The organism is Streptomyces sp. NPDC031379 (genome assembly GCF_055569615.1).
The window spans coordinates 136,956-154,960 of record NZ_JBVIIT010000008.1 but is presented as its reverse complement, the minus strand read 5'-3'; the positions used below and the strand labels follow the sequence as shown (position 1 = coordinate 154,960).

15 protein-coding genes are annotated in these 18,005 nt (G+C 72.1%); 10 read left to right on the top strand and 5 right to left on the bottom strand.

Features of this window, described 5'->3' with window-relative positions:
• Positions 1-6: 6 nt before the first annotated feature.
• The 5 genes from ACZ5CW_RS14100 to ACZ5CW_RS14080 form a co-directional block, all read right to left on the bottom strand.
• Positions 7-1,071 (bottom strand): 2-oxoacid:ferredoxin oxidoreductase subunit beta, encoded by a 1,065-nt coding sequence (locus ACZ5CW_RS14100; protein WP_468600838.1) that lies wholly within the window; start codon positions 1,069-1,071, stop codon positions 7-9.
• A complete protein-coding gene (locus tag ACZ5CW_RS14095; protein ID WP_468600836.1) occupies positions 1,064-2,992 on the bottom strand; it encodes a 2-oxoacid:acceptor oxidoreductase subunit alpha in 1,929 nt (642 codons plus the stop codon). The genes ACZ5CW_RS14100 and ACZ5CW_RS14095 overlap by 8 nt, the downstream gene beginning before the upstream one ends.
• A 336-nt stretch (positions 2,993-3,328) precedes the next feature.
• Positions 3,329-3,988 (bottom strand): LuxR C-terminal-related transcriptional regulator, encoded by a 660-nt coding sequence (locus ACZ5CW_RS14090; protein WP_468601106.1) that lies wholly within the window; start codon positions 3,986-3,988, stop codon positions 3,329-3,331.
• Between the two features lie 658 nt (positions 3,989-4,646).
• The gene (locus ACZ5CW_RS14085) at positions 4,647-5,990 is read right to left on the bottom strand and encodes a sensor histidine kinase (RefSeq protein WP_468600834.1); all 1,344 of its coding nucleotides are present in this window, start codon (positions 5,988-5,990) and stop codon (positions 4,647-4,649) included.
• 194 nt (positions 5,991-6,184) lie between these two features.
• A complete protein-coding gene (locus ACZ5CW_RS14080; protein ID WP_468600832.1) occupies positions 6,185-7,393 on the bottom strand; it encodes a sensor histidine kinase in 1,209 nt (402 codons plus the stop codon).
• Between the two features lie 222 nt (positions 7,394-7,615).
• On the opposite strand from ACZ5CW_RS14080, the gene ACZ5CW_RS14075 reads away from it, so the two are divergent.
• The 10 genes from ACZ5CW_RS14075 to ACZ5CW_RS14030 are packed head-to-tail and all read left to right on the top strand — an operon-like array spanning position 7,616 to position 17,870.
• Positions 7,616-8,035, top strand: coding sequence for an NADH-quinone oxidoreductase subunit A (locus ACZ5CW_RS14075; RefSeq protein ID WP_468600830.1), 420 nt, complete (start codon positions 7,616-7,618; stop codon positions 8,033-8,035).
• A complete protein-coding gene (locus ACZ5CW_RS14070) occupies positions 8,026-8,661 on the top strand; it encodes an NADH-quinone oxidoreductase subunit B (protein WP_468600828.1) in 636 nt (211 codons plus the stop codon). Before ACZ5CW_RS14075 ends, ACZ5CW_RS14070 begins: the two co-directional genes overlap by 10 nt.
• The gene (locus ACZ5CW_RS14065; protein ID WP_468600826.1) at positions 8,658-10,238 is read left to right on the top strand and encodes an NADH-quinone oxidoreductase subunit C; all 1,581 of its coding nucleotides are present in this window, start codon (positions 8,658-8,660) and stop codon (positions 10,236-10,238) included. Before ACZ5CW_RS14070 ends, ACZ5CW_RS14065 begins: the two co-directional genes overlap by 4 nt.
• On the top strand, positions 10,235-11,203 hold the full coding sequence (locus tag ACZ5CW_RS14060; protein ID WP_468600824.1) for a complex I subunit 1/NuoH family protein: 969 nt from the start codon (positions 10,235-10,237) through the stop codon (positions 11,201-11,203). The genes ACZ5CW_RS14065 and ACZ5CW_RS14060 overlap by 4 nt, the downstream gene beginning before the upstream one ends.
• On the top strand, positions 11,203-11,763 hold the full coding sequence (locus ACZ5CW_RS14055) for a NuoI/complex I 23 kDa subunit family protein (RefSeq protein ID WP_468600822.1): 561 nt from the start codon (positions 11,203-11,205) through the stop codon (positions 11,761-11,763). Before ACZ5CW_RS14060 ends, ACZ5CW_RS14055 begins: the two co-directional genes overlap by 1 nt.
• Positions 11,760-12,410 (top strand): NADH-quinone oxidoreductase subunit J family protein, encoded by a 651-nt coding sequence (locus ACZ5CW_RS14050; RefSeq protein ID WP_468600820.1) that lies wholly within the window; start codon positions 11,760-11,762, stop codon positions 12,408-12,410. The genes ACZ5CW_RS14055 and ACZ5CW_RS14050 overlap by 4 nt, the downstream gene beginning before the upstream one ends.
• Entirely contained in the window at positions 12,410-12,784 is a 375-nt protein-coding gene (nuoK, locus tag ACZ5CW_RS14045) for an NADH-quinone oxidoreductase subunit NuoK (protein ID WP_381655417.1), read from the top strand. The genes ACZ5CW_RS14050 and nuoK overlap by 1 nt, the downstream gene beginning before the upstream one ends.
• Complete coding sequence (locus ACZ5CW_RS14040) at positions 12,781-14,775, top strand: NADH-quinone oxidoreductase subunit 5 family protein (RefSeq protein WP_468600817.1); 1,995 nt, start codon at positions 12,781-12,783, stop codon at positions 14,773-14,775. The genes nuoK and ACZ5CW_RS14040 overlap by 4 nt, the downstream gene beginning before the upstream one ends.
• A gap of 6 nt (positions 14,776-14,781) precedes the next feature.
• Positions 14,782-16,356: an NADH-quinone oxidoreductase subunit M gene (locus tag ACZ5CW_RS14035; protein WP_468600815.1), complete on the top strand. Its 1,575-nt coding sequence runs from the start codon at positions 14,782-14,784 to the stop codon at positions 16,354-16,356.
• Positions 16,353-17,870, top strand: a complete 1,518-nt coding sequence (locus ACZ5CW_RS14030; RefSeq protein ID WP_468600813.1) for an NADH-quinone oxidoreductase subunit N — start codon at positions 16,353-16,355, stop codon at positions 17,868-17,870. Before ACZ5CW_RS14035 ends, ACZ5CW_RS14030 begins: the two co-directional genes overlap by 4 nt.
• The last annotated feature ends 135 nt before the right edge of the window (positions 17,871-18,005 follow it).

Genomic DNA, 18,005 nt, shown 5'->3' with positions numbered 1-18,005 from the left:
GGCGGATCAGCCGACGACCGTCCAGGTGTCGCCACCGGCCAGCAGCGCACCCAGGTCGCCCTTGCCCTGCTGCTCGATGGCCGTGTCGAGCTGGTCGGCCATCGCCGTGTCGTAGACCGGACGTTCCACCGAGCGGAAGACACCGATCGGGGTGTGGTGCAGGGTGTCCGGGTCGGCCAGCCGGGACAGCGCGAAGGCGGTCGTCGGGGACGCGGCGTGCGCGTCGTGGACGAGGATGTCCGCCTCGTTCTCCGGGGTCACCGTCACCACCCTCAGATCACCGGTCTGCCGGTCGCGCACGACACCGCGCGAGCCTTCCCCGCCGCCGAAGCGGATCGGCTGCCCGTGCTCCAGACGGATCAGCGCCTCCTCCGCCTGCTGCTTGTCCTTCAGGGCGTCGAAGGCGCCGTCGTTGAAGATGTTGCAGTTCTGGTAGATCTCGATCAGGGCCGTGCCCGGGTGGTCGGCGGCGGCGCGCAGCACCTCGGTCAGGTGCTTGCGGTCGGAGTCGATCGTGCGCGCCACGAAGGACGCCTCCGCGCCGATCGCCAGCGACACCGGGTTGAACGGCGCGTCCAGCGACCCCATCGGCGTCGACTTGGTGATCTTGCCGACCTCGGAGGTCGGTGAGTACTGGCCCTTGGTCAGGCCGTAGATACGGTTGTTGAACAGCAGGATCTTCAGGTTCACATTGCGGCGCAGCGCGTGGATCAGGTGGTTGCCGCCGATGGACAGGGCGTCGCCGTCACCGGTGACGACCCACACGCTCAGGTCCTGGCGGGAGGAGGCCAGCCCGGTCGCGATGGCCGGGGCGCGGCCGTGGATGGAGTGCATCCCGTAGGTGTTCATGTAGTACGGGAAGCGGGAGGAGCAGCCGATGCCGGAGACGAAGACGATGTTCTCCCTGGCCAGCCCCAGCTCGGGCATGAAGCCCTGCACAGCCGCCAGGATCGCGTAGTCACCGCAGCCCGGGCACCAGCGCACTTCCTGGTCCGACTTGAAGTCCTTCATCGACTGCTTGGCCTCGGCCTTGGGGACCAGCTGCAGCAGCCCGTTGCCGGCGTCAGTCATCGATGGCCTCCTTCAGCGCCGCGGCGAGCTGTTCCGCCTTGAACGGCATGCCGTTGACCTGGTTGTAGGAATGGGCGTCGACCAGGTACCTCGCCCGGATCAAGGTGGCCAGCTGCCCCAGGTTCATCTCCGGGACGACCACCTTGTCGTACTGCTTCAGCACACGTCCGAGGTTGCGCGGGAAGGGGTTGAGGTGGCGCAGGTGCGCCTGCGCGATCGACTCGCCGGCCGTGCGCAGCCGCCGTACCGCCGCCGTGATCGGGCCGTACGTCGAGCCCCAGCCCAGCACCAGCGTCTTCGCGCCGTGCGGGTCGTCGACCTCGATGTCCGGGACCTCGATCCCGTCGACCTTGGCCTGGCGGGTGCGGACCATGAAGTCGTGGTTGGCCGGGTCGTAGGAGATGTTGCCCGTGCCGTCCTGCTTCTCGATGCCGCCGATGCGGTGCTCCAGACCCGGCGTGCCCGGGATCGCCCACGGCCGGGCGAGGGTCTGCGGATCCCGCTTGTAGGGCCAGAAGACCTCTGTGCCGTCCGCCAGCGTGTGGTTCGGGCCGGACGCGAACTGCACCCGCAGATCCGGCAGCTCGTCCAGGTCCGGGATCCGCCACGGCTCGGAGCCGTTGGCCAGGTAGCCGTCGGAGAGCAGGAAGACGGGGGTCCGGTACGTCAGCGCGATCCGGGCCGCCTCCAGCGCCGCGTCGAAGCAGTCCGCCGGGGTTCTGGGCGCGACCACCGGCACCGGGGCCTCGCCGTTGCGGCCGTACAACGCCTGCAGCAGGTCCGCCTGCTCGGTCTTGGTCGGCAGGCCGGTGGACGGGCCGCCGCGCTGGATGTCGACGACCAGCAGCGGCAGCTCCAGGGAGACCGCGAGCCCGATCGTCTCGCTCTTCAGCGCCACACCCGGCCCGGACGTCGTCGTGACCGCCAGTGAGCCGCCGAACGCCGCGCCCAGCGCCGCGCCGATGCCCGCGATCTCGTCCTCCGCCTGGAAGGTTCGCACACCGAAGTTCTTGTGCTTGCTCAGCTCGTGCAGGATGTCCGAGGCCGGCGTGATCGGGTACGAGCCCAGGTACAGCGGCAGGTCCGCCTGCTGCGAGGCCGCGACCAGGCCGTAGGCCAGGGCCAGGTTGCCGGAGATGTTCCGGTAGGTGCCGACCGGGAAGGCCTGGGCGGCCGGGGCGACCTCGTAGGAGACCGCGAAGTCCTCCGTCGTCTCGCCGAAGTTCCAGCCCGCCCGGAACGCGGCGATGTTCGCCTCCGCGATGGCCGGCTTCTTCGCGAACTTCGACTTCAGGAACTTCTCGGTGCCCTCGGTGGGCCGGTGGTACATCCAGCTCAGCAGGCCCAGCGCGAACATGTTCTTGCTGCGCTCGGCCTCCTTGCGGGAGAGGGCGAACTCCTTGAGCGCCTCGACCGTGAGCGTGGTCAGCGGCACCGGGTGGAGGTTGTAGCCGTCGAGCGAGCCGTCCTCCAGCGGCGAGCTGTCGTAGCCCACCTTCTGCAGGGCCCGCTTGGTGAACTCGTCCGTGTTGACGATGATCTCGGCACCGCGCGGCAGATCGCCGATGTTCGCCTTCAGCGCGGCCGGGTTCATCGCGACCAGCACGTTCGGTGCGTCGCCCGGGGTGAGGATGTCGTGGTCGGCGAAGTGGAGCTGGAACGAGGAGACGCCGGGCAGGGTGCCGGCGGGGGCGCGGATCTCGGCGGGGAAGTTCGGGAGGGTGGAGAGATCGTTGCCGAAGGAAGCGGTCTCCGAGGTGAACCGGTCTCCGGTGAGCTGCATACCGTCACCCGAGTCCCCCGCGAACCGGATGATCACCCGGTCCAGGCGCCGCACGTCCTTGGCTCCGCCCGGTTTGCGCTGCTCTCCCACGACCGTTCCGTCGGTCTGCTCCGCTGGGCTGCTGACCTGGCTGGTCACTGAACTGGACCTCCTTCGAGGCGGCTGTCCGGGGCGTGGTCTGTCCCACGGACCATCCCAGGATCAACCCTACGTCGGTTAGGGTCGCCTTCCCGAGGCCATCCACGGATCGGATGACATTTCGAGACGGCCTGTCGCGCTGACCTCCCATGATGTCCCGCATCTCTCAAGGGCCTCTCAAGGCGCTCCCCGCGCGTCCCCCTGTTCTCTCAGGTTCGGACATCTCCCGTCATGGGTACGACATGCGGCCGTCAAGGGTTTGGACGTGTTCCGTCACGAGTTCTGATACGTCCGTGACGGGCTCAGCCGCGTCCCTCTCGGGTTCGGGTGGTTCTGTCATGAATTCAAGTACGTGAGAACGGCCAGAACCCGCCGGTGGTCGCCGTCGCTCGGGGCCAGACCGAGCTTCAGGAAGATGTTGCTGACGTGCTTCTCCACGGCCCCGTCGCTGACGACCAGCTGCCGGGCGACCGCCGAGTTCGTCCGCCCCTCGGCCATCAGTCCGAGCACCTCGCGCTCGCGCGGGGTGAGCCCCGCCAGCACGTCCTGCTTGCGGCTGCGCCCGAGCAGCTGCGCGACCACCTCGGGGTCCAGCGCCGTACCGCCCTCGGCCACCCGCACCACCGCGTCGACGAACTCCCGCACCTCCGCGACCCGGTCCTTGAGCAGATACCCCACACCGCGGCTGGAACCGGCCAGCAACTCGGTGGCGTAGCGCTCCTCCACGTACTGCGACAGCACCAGCACCCCGAGCCCCGGGTGCGCCTTGCGCAGCGACACGGCCGCCCGCACGCCCTCGTCGGTGTGCGTCGGCGGCATCCGTACGTCCGCCACCACCACGTCGGGCAGCGCGCCCTGCGCGTGCAGGTCGGCGATGGTCTTCACCAGCGCCTCCGCGTCCCCCACACCGGCCACCACGTCGTGCCCGCGGTCGGTCAGCAACCGGGTCAGGCCCTCCCTGAGCAGCACCGAATCCTCGGCGATGACCACCCGCACCCTGTCCTCCACGATCCTCCGGCCCCCCACAGCCCGTTTCCCGCGACGGCGTCCGGTCCCTGACGCGCGTCCACACAGAGGCCCAGCATTCCAGCATTCGGCCCGTGCCGCCGCAGCACCCGGGATTACCGGGTCGGTGCGGCAGGGGAGTTCGGGATCCCCGTCCGCGCCGGCACAGCGGACCGTCTTCCGGCGGCCGTCCTGTCGCCGGCCGGCACTCGGAGGGGTCCGTGACCATGCGGGCGATCGAGTGCCGACGATCGTGTGCCGGGGGCCGGGGGGGCCGGGGGGGGCGGGGGACTGGGGGACCGGGAGATCGGGGGATCGGGGGACTGGGGGACCGGGAGAGGGGGACCGGGAGACCGGAGGTACCGGAGAAGGCGGGGTACGCCCGGCGTTCCCCGCTTACGACGAGGTCTTCCTCCGCGAGGGGGTCCCGGAGTCCGTCCGCACGGTCACCGCCGGCCGGGGCGCCGACCTCGTCCTCGCCCCGGTGGGCGGCCCGCCCGGCGAGCCCGGAGACGCCGGCGCCGTTCGTCCGCGTCGCGGTCCACGGGGAGGCGGCCCGGGCCCACCGGCAGCCGGGGGAGGGGCGCAACCGCGGGAGGCGGTGCTTGCCGTGTCCGTGTCCGTGTCGCCGTGAGCGACCGGAGCGACCTCACACGGACGTCCGCCACGGCAGTTCCGCGATCACGCGGGTCGGGCCGCCGGCCGGCGAGTCCACCATGAGGATGCCGTCCACCGCGTCCAGCCGGCCGGCGAGTCCGGCCAGCCCCGAGCCGCCGGAGACGTCCGCGCCGCCCACGCCGTCGTCGGTCACCTGCAGCATCAGCCGGTCCTCCGAGCGCCACACGTCGACGGAGGCGGACCGGGCCCGGCTGTGCTTGCTGATGTTCTGCAGCAGCTCGGCGACCGTGAAGTAGGCGATGCCCTCGATGGCCGCGGCCGGCCGGGCGGGCAGGTCGACCTCGACCCGGACCGGCACCGTGCAGCGGGAGGCGACCGCGGAGAGGGCCGCGTCCAGGCCCCGGTCGGTGAGCACGGCCGGATGGATGCCCCGAGCCAGATCGCGCAGCTCCTGCAGCGCCGTCTTCACCTCGCCGTGGGCCTCCTCCACCATCCGTGCCGCGGCCTGCGGATCCTCCCGGAGCTTCTCCTTGGCGAGCCCCAGATCCATGGCCAGGCCGACCAGCCGGGCCTGCGCCCCGTCGTGCAGGTCCCGCTCGATGCGCCGCAGGTCGGCCGCGGCCGTGTCGACCACGACCCCCCGGTCCGACTCCAGCTCCACCACCCGCGCCGACAGCGGCGACGGTCCGAGCAGCCCCCGTACGAGCAGTCCGTCGACGGTCGTCAGAGCCCGCACGAGCCAGGGCGTGGCCAGGGTGAACAGCAGGCCGACCAGCGCGGTCACGGTGATCTCGAACGGGTTGTCGAGGTAGATGCTGTGGTGCTCGTCGCCGTACATCTGCAGACCGCCGGTCCCCGCGTACGCCGGGAACACCCAGAACCACAGCGGATACGTCAGCAACGCCCAGCCGACGGTCCAGAAGCTCAGGGCCACCGAGAACGAGAACACCGCCCACGGGAACTGCACCAGCGCGTACAGCAGCTGCCGCCAGGAGGCGCCGCTCTTGAGGACCGCGCCCATCCAGGCCAGTGCGCCCGGCCTGCGGACCCGCAGCGGCTCCGGGTCGGCCACCTCCAGGCCGAGCAGCCCGCGCGCCCGCGCCCGCTCCAGCACGCCGAAGCCGCGGCAGCCGGCGAGCGCCGCGGCCAGCACCGGGACGCCGAGGAACGTCACCAGCAGGCCCGCCCCGAGCGGGACCATCGCCACCGCCCAGGTGAAGAGCACGATGGAGATCGGCAGACTCAGCAGGACGTAGCAGAACTCGCGCCGACTGCGCGCCTCGAAAGGCGCCCGCAGCGCGGCGGGCAGCCGGTGGCCGGTTCCGGCGGGCTGCCCGTGCCCGCGCCCGTATTCCTGCGCGTACTCCGTGGCCATTGGATGTCGTCCCGTTCTCCTCGTCCGAGCGGCGGTTCAGCCGTATCTCCAGAGTCGTGCGCCGTCCGTCCCCGAGCCATGAAGGCCGTCGGCGTCTTGGACCGGGGGTTTTCCCCACCCCCACCCCCGGGCGTAGCGGGCCGCGCGGTTGTCAGACGGGGGGCGCGGCTACGCCTTCCGTACGGGGGGCGCGGCTACGCCTTCCGGTCCCGCCACGGCAGTTCCGCGGTGATCACGGTGGGGCCGCCGGCGGGCGAGTCCAGCACGAACAGGCCGTCCACCGCGCCCAGCCGCTCCGCGAGGCCCCGCATGCCGCTGCCGCCGTCCAGCCGGGCGCCACCCCGGCCGTCGTCCCGTACCTGGATGAGCAGCCGGTCCTCCGAGCGCCACACGTCGACGGAGGCGGACCGGGCCCGGCTGTGCTTGCTGATGTTCTGCAGCAGTTCGGAGACCGTGAAGTAGGCGATGCCCTCGATGGCCTCCGCCGGCCGGGCCCGCAGGTCCACGGTCACCTTCACCGGCACCGTGCAACGGGACGCGACCGACGACAGGGCCGCGTCCAGGCCCCGGTCCGTGAGCACCGCCGGATGGATGCCCCGGGCCAGGTCGCGCAGCTCCTGCAGGGCCAGCTTCACCTCGCCGTGCGCCTCGTCGACCATCGCCGCCGCGGCGTCGGGATCCTCCAGCAGCTTCTCCTTGGCCAGACCGAGCCCCATCGCCAGGTTGACCAGCCGGGCCTGGGCCCCGTCGTGCAGGTCCCGCTCGATCCGGCGCAGGTCCGCCGCCGCCGTGTCGACCACCACCCCGCGGTCGGACTCCAGTTCGGCGATACGGCGTTCCAGCTCGTCCGACGGGGACAGCAGCCCCCGCACCATCGCCCGGTCGACGTTCGCGAGCGCCCGCGCGAGGTACGGCAGCACCGGCCACAGCACGAACAGCGAGGGCAGCACCGTGCAGAAGGTGAGGATGCCCCAGGGCAGCCGGATGGCGTCGTACAGCAGCGTCCGCCAGCCCACCGGGTCCTTCAGCGCCATCCACAGCCGCTGCACCGGCCCGCCTCCCTTGGCGAGCGGCAGCGGCGTCGGCTCCTCCACCCGCACCCCGAGCAGCGTCCGGGCCCTGGCCCGTTCCAGCTTCCCCAGCTGCCGGGCGCCCAGCAGGCAGAGCGCGAGCAGCGGCAGGCCGATCACGGTGAGGGTGAGTGTCCCCCCGGCGACCAGCACCGTGAACGCGTAGGTGAAGCCGAACACCGCCACCGGCAGGTTCAGCAGGAGATGCGCGATCTCCTTCCAGGTGTGCGCGTCGTAGGCCGGCCGGGGCCGGGGCAGACGGCCGGCGCCGTCGGTCCGGTCGGTGCCGTCGGTGCCGTCGGTCCGGTCGGCGGCGGAGCTGGGAGCGGTCATGGCGGTCAGCCTGCCGTGCGCGGCGCCCCTCGCGCCATGCGGTACGCCGCCCTCCGCCGACGGGGGAAAACCCCACCCCGCGCCCCTGCCCCGCGTCTCAGGGTGTGACGGGCTGCTTACCCTTTCTTTATCAGGGCCTAGACTCCCGTGCGTACAGATCCTCGAAGCACGCTGGATCACCAGTTCACTCAGGTCACGAGGTCAGGGAGCGAGGGACGGACGGTGCCGGAGACGTTGGGGCACTCGACGGTCGCCGCGGCGAACGTCATCGCGGCCGGCTACTTCCGGTCCTACTCGGTCGTGGGGCTGCTCGCCTTCATCGGCGTGCTGTTCGTCGCGGTCGCCTTCGGCGCGGGACGCCTGCTGCGCCCGGTCGTGCCGACCCCTGAGAAACTCCTGACCTACGAGTGCGGCGTCGACCCCGTCGGCGAGGGCTGGGCCCACACTCAGGTCCGCTACTACGTCTACGCCTTCCTCTACGTGATCTTCGCGGTCGACTCGATCTTCCTGTTCCCCTGGGCGACGGTCTTCGCCGCCGACGGCTACGGCGCGACGACCCTCGTGGAGATGTTCATCTTCCTCGGCTTCCTCGCCGTGGGCCTGCTGTACGCATACAAGAAGGGCGTCCTGACATGGACGTGAACCCCTCCGTCTCCGGGCCGATCTCCGAGCCGGTCTACGAGCCTGTTCCGCTGCCCGAGCCCAAGCGGCTGGGCGCCCTGGCCCGCCTGGCCCCCGAGCCGATGAAGGTGGTCCTGAACTGGGGCCGCCGCTACTCGCTGTGGGTCTTCAACTTCGGCCTCGCCTGCTGCGCGATCGAGTTCATCGCCGCGTCGATGGCCCGCCACGACTTCATCCGGCTCGGCGTCATCCCCTTCGCTCCGGGCCCCCGCCAGGCCGACCTGATGGTCGTCTCCGGCACGGTCACGGACAAGATGGCCCCGGCCGTCAAGCGCCTGTACGAGCAGATGCCCGAGCCCAAGTACGTCATCTCCTTCGGCGCCTGCTCCAACTGCGGCGGCCCCTACTGGGACTCGTACTCCGTCACCAAGGGCGTCGACCAGATCATCCCGGTGGACGTGTACGTCCCCGGCTGCCCGCCGCGCCCCGAGGCGCTGCTCCAGGGCATCCTCAAACTCCAGGAGAAGATCGCCCGCGAGTCCCTGGGCGAGCGGTACGGCGCCGGTCCCGCCCGGCCGTCCGTGGCCGCCCTGCAGAGCGGCCTGGTCGCGCCCCCGGCCCCGGCCGGCGAGGGGGACGCCCGATGAGCACGGTCGGCTGGCTGCCCGCCCCCGCCGAAGAACTCTTCGGCACGGACGCCACCGCCGAGGAGTCGTACGACGTCCTGGCGGTGGACGTGCCCCCGTCCTCCTGGCTCACCGCCCTCGAGACGGCCCGTACGACCCTGTCCTGCACCTACTTCGACTGGCTGAGCGCGGTCGACGAACCGGGCTCGGGCTTCCGTGTCTCCGCCCACGTCGTCGCGCTGAACCCGGTCCGCCGGCTCCTGGTCCGCACGACGGTCCCGCACGAGGCACCGACGCTCCCGTCGGCCGTCGGTGTCTACGCGGGCGCCGCCTGGCACGAGCGCGAGACCCACGAGATGTTCGGCGTCGTCTTCGAGAACCACCCCGGCCTGGAGCACCTGCTCCTCCCCGAGAACTTCGAGGGACACCCGCTCCGCAAGGACTTCGTCCTCGCCGCACGGGTCGCCAAGGCCTGGCCCGGCGCGAAGGAACCGGGGGAGTCCGATCACGGCGGCCCCAAGCGCCGCCAGATGCTGCCTCCGGGCGTCCCCGACCCGAACGAGTGGGGCCCGCTCAAGGGCCAGCTGCCCCCCGCCCCGGCCCGTCCGGCCCGGGCGGCGGGACGCGCGGCCGGGGAGCGCCCCGCACGCGCGGCCGGGGAACGCCCGGTCCGGCGCACCCGTACGGCGGCGCAGGGCTCCGCGAGCCAGACCGAGGGCGGCGCGGCCCCCGCGGAGGGCGTTGCGGGCGCGCGGCCGGGGGAGGGCGCTGCCTCGGAGGCCGCCGGCGTGCAGCCGGGCGGCGGCGCCGGTGCCCCGGGCCGGCCGCGCCGCATGAGGAGCGCGAGCGAGGGTTCGGTGAGCCAGTCGACGGCAGCGGCCGAGGACACGGCTGTACAGGCCGAAGAGGCGGCCCCCGGCGAGGAGGCGGCGGCACGGAAGCAGGCCGCGGCCGAGGGCGACGCAGCCCAGGCGGCGGCGGAGGGACCGGCCGCCGAGGCCCCGGTGGCGCATGAGCCCGGCCCGGCGCGGCCGGCCGCCCCCGCACCGGGACGTCCGCGCCGCGCGCGCACCGCCTCGGAGGGCTCGGCCTCACAGCGGCCGCCCCGGACGACCGAACCTGCCCCGGCAGCCCCGGCAGCCCCGGCAGCCCCGGCAGCCCCGGCAGCCCCGGCCGAGTCGACGCGACCTGAGTCGTCCGAGCCGACGGAACCCGAGCCGACGCAGCCGGAGCCGGAGCCGACGGAACCGGACAGCCCCGCCGGGCCCGCCCGGCGCAGCACGGCCCCGCGCAGCTCGGACGCCCCCTGGCACCACGCGCGCCCGGCCTTCGACGAACCGGACCCGACGCGCCGGTCCCGCCCGGAGGAACCCGCGGAACGCACGGCACCCGAGAAGACCCCCACAGAGCCCACAGAGCCCGCGGAGCCCACGCCGCCCCGCGAAACCGGGCAACCCCGTGAAGCCACCGGGCAACCCGGTGAGACCGCCGGGCACCCCCGGCAGCACGGCACCCCCGCCGAACACGCCGATGACGGCACCCCCGCCGAACCCGACCAGCCCGACCAGCCCGACCACCCCACAGGAGGCCCGCAGTGAACGGCGCGCTGGACGTCGCCCTGCGACTTGTGGTCGTGTTCGTCGTCTTCCTCACCTTCCCGCTGATCGTGGGCCAGACCGAGCACAAGGTGATGGCCCACATGCAGGGCCGGCTCGGCCCGATGTACGCGGGCGGCTTCCACGGCTGGGCCCAGCTCATCGCGGACGGCGTCAAGTTCGCGCAGAAGGAGGACGTGGTCCCGGCGGGCGCCGACCGCCGCGTCTTCCAGCTCGCCCCCGCCGTCGCCCTGCTGCCGTACCTCCTCGTCCTGCTCGCCATCCCGATCGGCCCGAGCAAGGGCGCCGTCGGCGAGATCGTCGACGCGGGCGTGTTCTTCGTGCTCGCGGTGATGGGCGTCGGCGTGCTCGGCTCGCTCATGGCCGGCTGGGCCAGCGCGAACAAGTTCTCCCTGCTCGGCGGCCTGCGCACGGCCGCCCAGCTGCTCGCCTACGAACTTCCGATGCTGCTCGCCGCCGCCTCCGTGGCCATGGCGGCCGGAACCGTCTCCCTCCCGGGCATCGTCCACGCCTTCCACTGGTGGTGGCTGCCCTGGCAGATCGTCGGCGCGATCGTCTTCTTCGTCGCCGGACTCGCCGAACTGCAGCGCCCGCCGTTCGACATGCCCGTCGCCGACTCGGAGATCATCTTCGGCGCGTACACCGAGTACACGGGTCTGCGCTTCGCCCTGTTCCTGCTCGCCGAGTACGCGGGCATCGTCGTCCTGTGCGGCCTGACCACCGTCCTCTTCCTCGGCGGCTGGCACGGCCCCTGGGGCGCCGACGGCCTGGGCTGGCTGTGGACCCTGCTGAAGACCGCGATCCTCGCGTTCGTCGTCATCTGGCTCCGCGTCACCTACCCCCGGCTGCGCGAGGACCAGCTCCAGAAGCTCTCCTGGACCCTCCTCGTCCCCCTCTCCCTCGCCCAGATCGCCCTCACCGGCATCGTCAAGGTGGTGATCTCCTGATGCCCCCCTTCCCCGGCTCCGGCCTTGCCAAGGGCCTGGCCGTCACCCTGCGCACGATGACGCGGAAGACCGTCACCGAGCAGTACCCGGACGTCCTTCCCGAGCTGCCGCCCCGCACCCGTGGCGTGATCGGCCTGTTCGAGGAGAACTGCACCGTCTGCATGCTGTGCGCCCGCGAGTGCCCGGACTGGTGCATCTACATCGACTCCCACAAGGAGACGGTCCCCCCGGCGGCCCCGGGCGGACGTGAACGCAGCCGCAACGTCCTCGACCGGTTCGCCATCGACTTCTCCCTGTGCATGTACTGCGGTATCTGCATCGAGGTCTGTCCTTTCGACGCCCTGTTCTGGTCCCCGGAGTTCGAGTACGCCGAGACCGACATCCGCGACCTCACCCACGAGCGGGACAAGCTCCGCGAGTGGATGTGGACCGTCCCGGCCCCGCCCGCCCTCGACCCCGCCGCGGAGGAGCCGAAGGAGATCGCCGCCGCCCGCAAGACCGCCGAGAAGCTGGCAGCCGCGCAGACCGGACCGCAGGAGCCGCAGGAGGGAGAGTCATGAGCCTCGCAGCAGCAGCCGGCTCGCTCGCCTCCGGCACCGGGGGCGCACTCCTCACCGCTCCCGAACGGCACGGATTCCTGTCCCCGAACGGCGTCGAGATCGCCTTTCTCCTCGTCGGCCTGGTCACCCTCGGCGCCGCGCTCATCACCGTCACCACACGGCAGCTGGTGCACGCCGCCCTGTGGCTCGTGGTCGCCCTCGGCGGCCTCGCCGTGGAGTACCTGCTGCTCACCGCCGAGTTCATCGCCTGGGTGCAGGTCCTGATCTATGTCGGTTCCGTCGTCGTCCTCCTCCTGTTCGGCCTGATGCTCACCAAGGCCCCCATCGGCCGCTCCCCGGACGCCGACTCCGGCAACCGCTGGGCCGCCCTGACCGTCGCGGCGGCTGCGGCCGTCTCCCTGGTCTGGGTGGTCGTCGACGCCTTCCGCACCACCTGGATCGACCTGGACGGCCCGGCCGCCGGCACCACCCGCGTCACCGGCGAAAGCCTCTTCCAGAACTGGGTCCTGCCCTTCGAGGCCCTCTCCGTCCTGCTCCTCGCGGCCCTCGTCGGCGCGATCGTCCTGTCCCGCAAGGTGAAGGCGGACGCGGCCTCCGGCGCCCCCGCCGCTGTCGACGTCCCCGGCGACCAGGAAGGCGCCCGCTGATGCACCTCGCCTATCCCGCCGTACTCTCCGCCCTCCTCTTCTGCACCGGCCTGTACGGCGTCCTCGCCCGCCGCAACGCGATCCTGGTCCTGATGTCGGTCGAGCTGATGCTCAACGCCGTCAACCTCAACCTGGTCGCCTTCGACGTCTGGCTCAGCCGTGCCGCCGAGGAGACCCTGCACTCCGGCCAGGCGCTGACCCTGTTCACCATCGCCATCGCCGCCGCCGAGATCGGCATCGGCCTGGCGATCGTGCTCGCCGTCTACCGCAACCGCGGCACCTCCGACATCGACAAGCTCCGCGACACCGCCGAGGGCCCCGAGACCGAGGGCCCCGACACCCCCGCGGCCGAGAAGGCTGAGGCCACCGCGTGACCACGACCACCCTCGCCGTACTCGTCCCCCTTCTGCCGTTCCTGGGAGCAGCGGCCGGTCTGCTCCTCGGCCGCACCGCCCCCGGTTTCGTCCGCCCGCTCGCCGTCCTGCCGCCCCTGGCCGCGCTCGTGCTGGCCGCGCTGGTCGCCGTCCGTCAGGGCGGCGGCCCGGCCATCGAGGCGCACACCGAGCTGACCCCCACGGGCTCGGTCCCGATCGACCTGGCCGTGGACATCGACGGCTTCGCCGCACTCGTCGCCGTCCTCGTCGCCTTCGTCGCGAGCTGCGTGCAGATCTACTCGACGGGCTACCTGCGCGACGACCCGCGCTACCCCTCCTACGCCGCTCTCGTCTCCCTGTTCACCTCCGCGATGCTGCTGGTCGTCTACTCGGGCGACCTGATCGTGCTGCTGGTCGGCTGGGAGGTCATGGGCATCTGCTCCTACTTCCTGGTCGGCCACTACTGGGAGACCCCCGAGGCCCGCGCTGCCTCCCTGAAGGCTTTCCTGGTCACCAAACTCGGCGACGTGCCGTTCCTCATCGGCCTGTTCGCGCTCGGCACCGACGCCGGGTCGTTCCGCATCACCCGCGTCCTCGGCACCGTCGCGAGCGGCGGCCTGGACCACCCCACGCTGATCGCCCTGCTGCTGCTCGCGGGCGTGGCGGGCAAGTCGGCGCAGTTCCCGCTGCACACCTGGTTGCCGGACGCGATGGCGGGCCCGACGCCCGTCTCGGCACTGATCCACGCCGCGACCATGGTCGCCGCCGGTGTCTACTTCGTCGCCCGTCTCCTCCCGGTCTTCGAGGCCTCCGCGGCCGCGATGGTGGTCCTCGCCGTCATGGCCGCCGTGACCATGACCGGCTCGGGTCTGGCCGCGCTCGCCCAGGACGACATCAAGCGCGTCCTCGCCTACTCGACGATCGGCCAGCTCGGCTACATGACCGGCGCCCTCGCCGTCGGCGACCGCGGTGCCGCCGTCTTCCACCTCCTGTCCCACGGCGCCTTCAAGGCGCTGCTGTTCCTCGCGGCCGGCGTGATCATCCACGCCGCCGGCACCAACTCGCTGGCCGCCATGTCCCGCATGCACGGCCTGCGCGACCGCGTCCCGGACGCCTACTGGACGATGACCGTGGCGCTGCTCGCCCTCGCCGCGATCCCGCCCTTCAGCGGCTTCTTCTCCAAGGAGTCCGTCCTCGGCGCCGCCGAACACGTCATCGACGGCCACACCGAGCACGCGCCCGGCGCGGCGGGCTGGATCGTCCTCGTCGCCGGCCTGGTCACCGCCCTGCTCACCGCCGCCTACGCCACCCGGCTGTGGCTGCTGACCTTCCGCGGCCGCGGCAACGAGGCCCCCGACCACGGCCGTCAGCCGCTGACGATGACCGTGGTGCTGTGGGTGCTCACGGTCCCGTCCCTGGCCTTCGGCGGGCTCGCCTACCGCTCGCTGCCCGGCTGGTTCGACGGCCGCGACCTGACCCCGACCCTCCTCACCTCCATCCTCGGCACGGGCCTCGCCCTGGTCGGCGGACTGCTCACCTACGGCGCCTGGCAGCGCACCTCCGCGCTCGCCGCCCGCGCCCCGCTCGGCGCGGTCGCCGCCCACCCGGAAGGCGACGCCGGACTGGTCGAGGCCGAGGCCATCGCCACCCACAAGCCGGCCTACGGCGACATCGCCTACGCCCCCGACCCGGCCGACCCCGGGCGGCTGCTGCTCGGCCCGCTGCACCGGCACGCGGCCGTCGGCTTCCACCTGGACGCGGTCTACTCCGCGCTGTTCGTCCGTCCGGTCCAGGCCGGAGCGAGTCTCGTCCGGTTCCTCGACCGCGAGGTCGTCGACACCTACGTACGCGCCGCCGCCGCGCTGCCCCGGTTCCTCGGGGCCGCCGTACGGCGCGCGCAGACCGGCAATGTGCAGACCTATGTGAGCGCGCTGCTCGCCGGCACCGTCGTCCTGGCGGTCGCCGTCGTCCTCGTCGCGACCGGAGCGTGAGCAGGCGTGATCGATATCAACGAGTCCGTGATGCAGTTCCTTCTGGCATTCGTCGTCGTCGGCCCGCTCGTCGGCGCCGTCGCCGCTCTTCTGCCCGCCCCGCCCGGACTGAAGGGGAAGTCACCCGAGCAGGCCGTGCTCCGGCACGGCGTCACCGTCACCGGCGCGATCCTTCTCGCCGCGATCGTCCTGGCGCTCGGCTTCGACCACGACCATCCGTCGAAGATGCAGGCCACGACCGACATCAGCTGGATCCCGGCACTCGACGTGCGGATCCACCTCGGCATCGACGGCATCTCCCTCCCCCTCCTGGTCCTGACCGCGCTGCTGACCTTCCTCTGCGCGCTCTACTCGTACTTCAAGCTGCCCTCGGGCCCGTCCCCGAAGGCGTTCGTCGCACTGCTGCTCCTGCTCGAGTCCGGCACCCTCGCGACCTTCGCCGTCCTCGACCTGCTGCTGTTCTTCCTCGCGTTCGAGACGGTGCTCATCCCGATGTACTTCCTCATCGCCCGCTGGGGCGGCGAGGGCCGGACCCGGGCCTCGTGGAAGTTCATCCTGTTCACGCTGCTCGGCTCCGTCGTCATGCTGCTCGGCCTGCTCCTGATCGGGATCAAGGCGGGCACCTTCGACATGGTGGCACTCGCCACTGACAACGGCCGGTCGCTGACCGCATCCGTGCAGGTCATCGCCGTTCTGACGATCGGGATCGGGCTCGCGGTCAAGACGCCGATGTGGCCGCTGCACAGCTGGCTCCCCGACGCCCACACCGCCGCGCCGACCGTCGGCTCCGTCCTGCTGGCCGGTGTCCTGCTGAAGATGGGTACGTACGGATTCGTCCGCATCCTGCTGCCGATCGCACCGGACGGCTTCCACACCTTCGCGCCCTACCTCGCCGCGTTCGCCGTCGTCGGGATCATCTACGGGTCCCTGGCCTGTCTGGCCCTGGCCAAGCAGGGCGCCAAGGGCGATCTCAAGCGGCTGATCGCCTACTCCTCCGTCGGCCACATGGGCTTCGTCCTGCTGGGCATCGCCACCATGACCCCGACCGGCGTGAACGGCGCCCTGTTCGCCAACATCGCCCACGGCCTCATCACCGGCCTGCTGTTCTTCCTGGTCGGCGCGTTGAAAGACCGCACCGGCACCACCGACCTGGACACCCTCGCGCAGGAGTCGGGCGCCGCCCTGTACGGCAGGGCCCCGCGCCTCGGCGGACTCCTCGCCTTCGGCGCCGTCGCCTCCCTCGGCCTGCCCGGCCTCGCCGGGTTCTGGGGCGAGATGCTGGCCCTGTTCGGCGCGTTCGAGCCCGCCTCGGACCTCAGCCGGCCCGCGTTCCTCACCTTCATGGCCATCGGCGCGTTCGGCACCCTGCTGACGGCCGCCTACATGCTGATCGTGGTCCGCCGCGTGTGCATGGGCGGCGCCGAGCAGGAGGTGCCGAGGCTCGCTGACGTCCACGGGTACGAGTTCGCCGCCTGGACCCCGCTCGTCACCCTCACCGTCGTCGCCGGACTGTGGCCGAAGTCCCTGCTCGGCCTGACCGACCCGGCCGTGCAGCAGCTCCTCGCAGGAGGCACCCGATGAGCGCCCAGCCGCTTGCCGAGTCGCTGGTCCAGTCCGTCGACTGGCTCGCGATCGCCCCGCCCACGATCACCGCCGTCGTGGCGCTGGTCGTCCTCGTCGCCGACCTGTTCCTGCCCGAGCCCCGCAAGGCCGTGCTCGGCTGGGTCTCGGTCGCCGGACTGGCCGCGGCCGTCCTGCTGATCCTGCCCCTCCTGGACGGCGACCGCAGCACCTTCTGCCTGACCGGCCACGCGCGCGTGTGCAGCTACACCGCGGACCGGTTCACCCTCGTCATCCAGTTCCTGGTCCTCGGCGGCGCCCTGCTGGCGGCCCTGCTGTCGGTCACGAACCTCGACGACGACCGGCGGCGCGTCCCGGCGGGCGAGTTCTGGTTCCTGCTGCTGTCCTCCGCGGCCGGCGCCGCCCTGCTGCCCGCCTCCCGCGACCTGGCCACCCTGATCGTCGCCCTGGAGGTCGCCTCCCTGCCCGCCTTCGCCCTGGTGGGCATCCGGCACGGCGACAAGCGGTCCTCCGAGGCCGCCCTGAAGTTCTTCCTGTCCTCGGTCACCGCCACCGCGGTGAGCCTGATGGGCATCAGCTTCGTCTACGCCTCCACCGGCACCCTCTACCTCACCCAGGTCGCCCAGCGCCTGACGCACGTCGACGGCCGGCTGGACACCCTCGCCCAGACCGGGGTCGTCCTGACCCTCGTCGGCTTCGCCTTCAAGACGGCCGCCGTGCCCTTCCACTTCTGGGTGCCCGACACCTACGTGGGCGCACCGCTGCCCGTCGCCGCCTACCTCTCGGTCGTCGGCAAGGCGGTCGGCTTCTCCGGCCTGATCCTCGTCACCGTCGTCGCGTTCCCGTCGTACGCCGACGTCTGGGGGCCCGCGCTCGCCGCCCTGGCCGCCCTCACCATGACCATCGGCAACGTCGGCGCCCTGCGCCAGCAGGCCACGCGCGCGTACAGCGCCGTACGGCTGCTCGCCTGGTCCTCCGTCGGCCAGGCCGGCTACCTCCTCGTGCCGATCGCCGCCGCCGGCTACGCCAAGGACCCCCAGAAGGCGATCGGCTCGACGGTCGCGTACGCCCTGATGTACGCCGCCGTGAACCTCGGTGCGTTCGCGGTCGCCGCCCTGGTGGGCCGCAGCCGGGCCCTGAACCGGGTCGCCGACTACCGGGGCCTCTACGCCACCAACCCGTTCACCGCCCTGCTCATGGCCTTCTTCCTGCTGTGCCTGGCCGGGCTGCCGCCGGGCGTCATCGGCCTGTTCGCGAAGGTCACCGTGTTCTCGGCGGCCGTCGACGCGGGCCTGGGCTGGCTCGCGGTCGTCATGGCCGTCAACGTCGTGATCGCCCTCTTCTACTACCTGCAGTGGACGGCCCTGCTGTTCCGCGCCCCCGAGGGCGAGCCCGCCCGGCACCGCGTCCCGGCCCCTCTCACGGCCGCCATCGCCCTGACCGGAGTCCTCGGCGTCGCCCTGTCCGGAGCACCCCAGCTGGTCCTGCGCTTCGCGGCCACCGGCCTGTTCTGAGGAATCGGCACGCGCGCGTGGGGCACCCGTGCCACCACGCGCGCGTGAGGCCGAAGGCGCAGGCCGAAGGCGCACGTCACCCGTACGGCCGACCCATGCCGCCGCACACACCAGGGAACTCGTGACCGCCGCCTG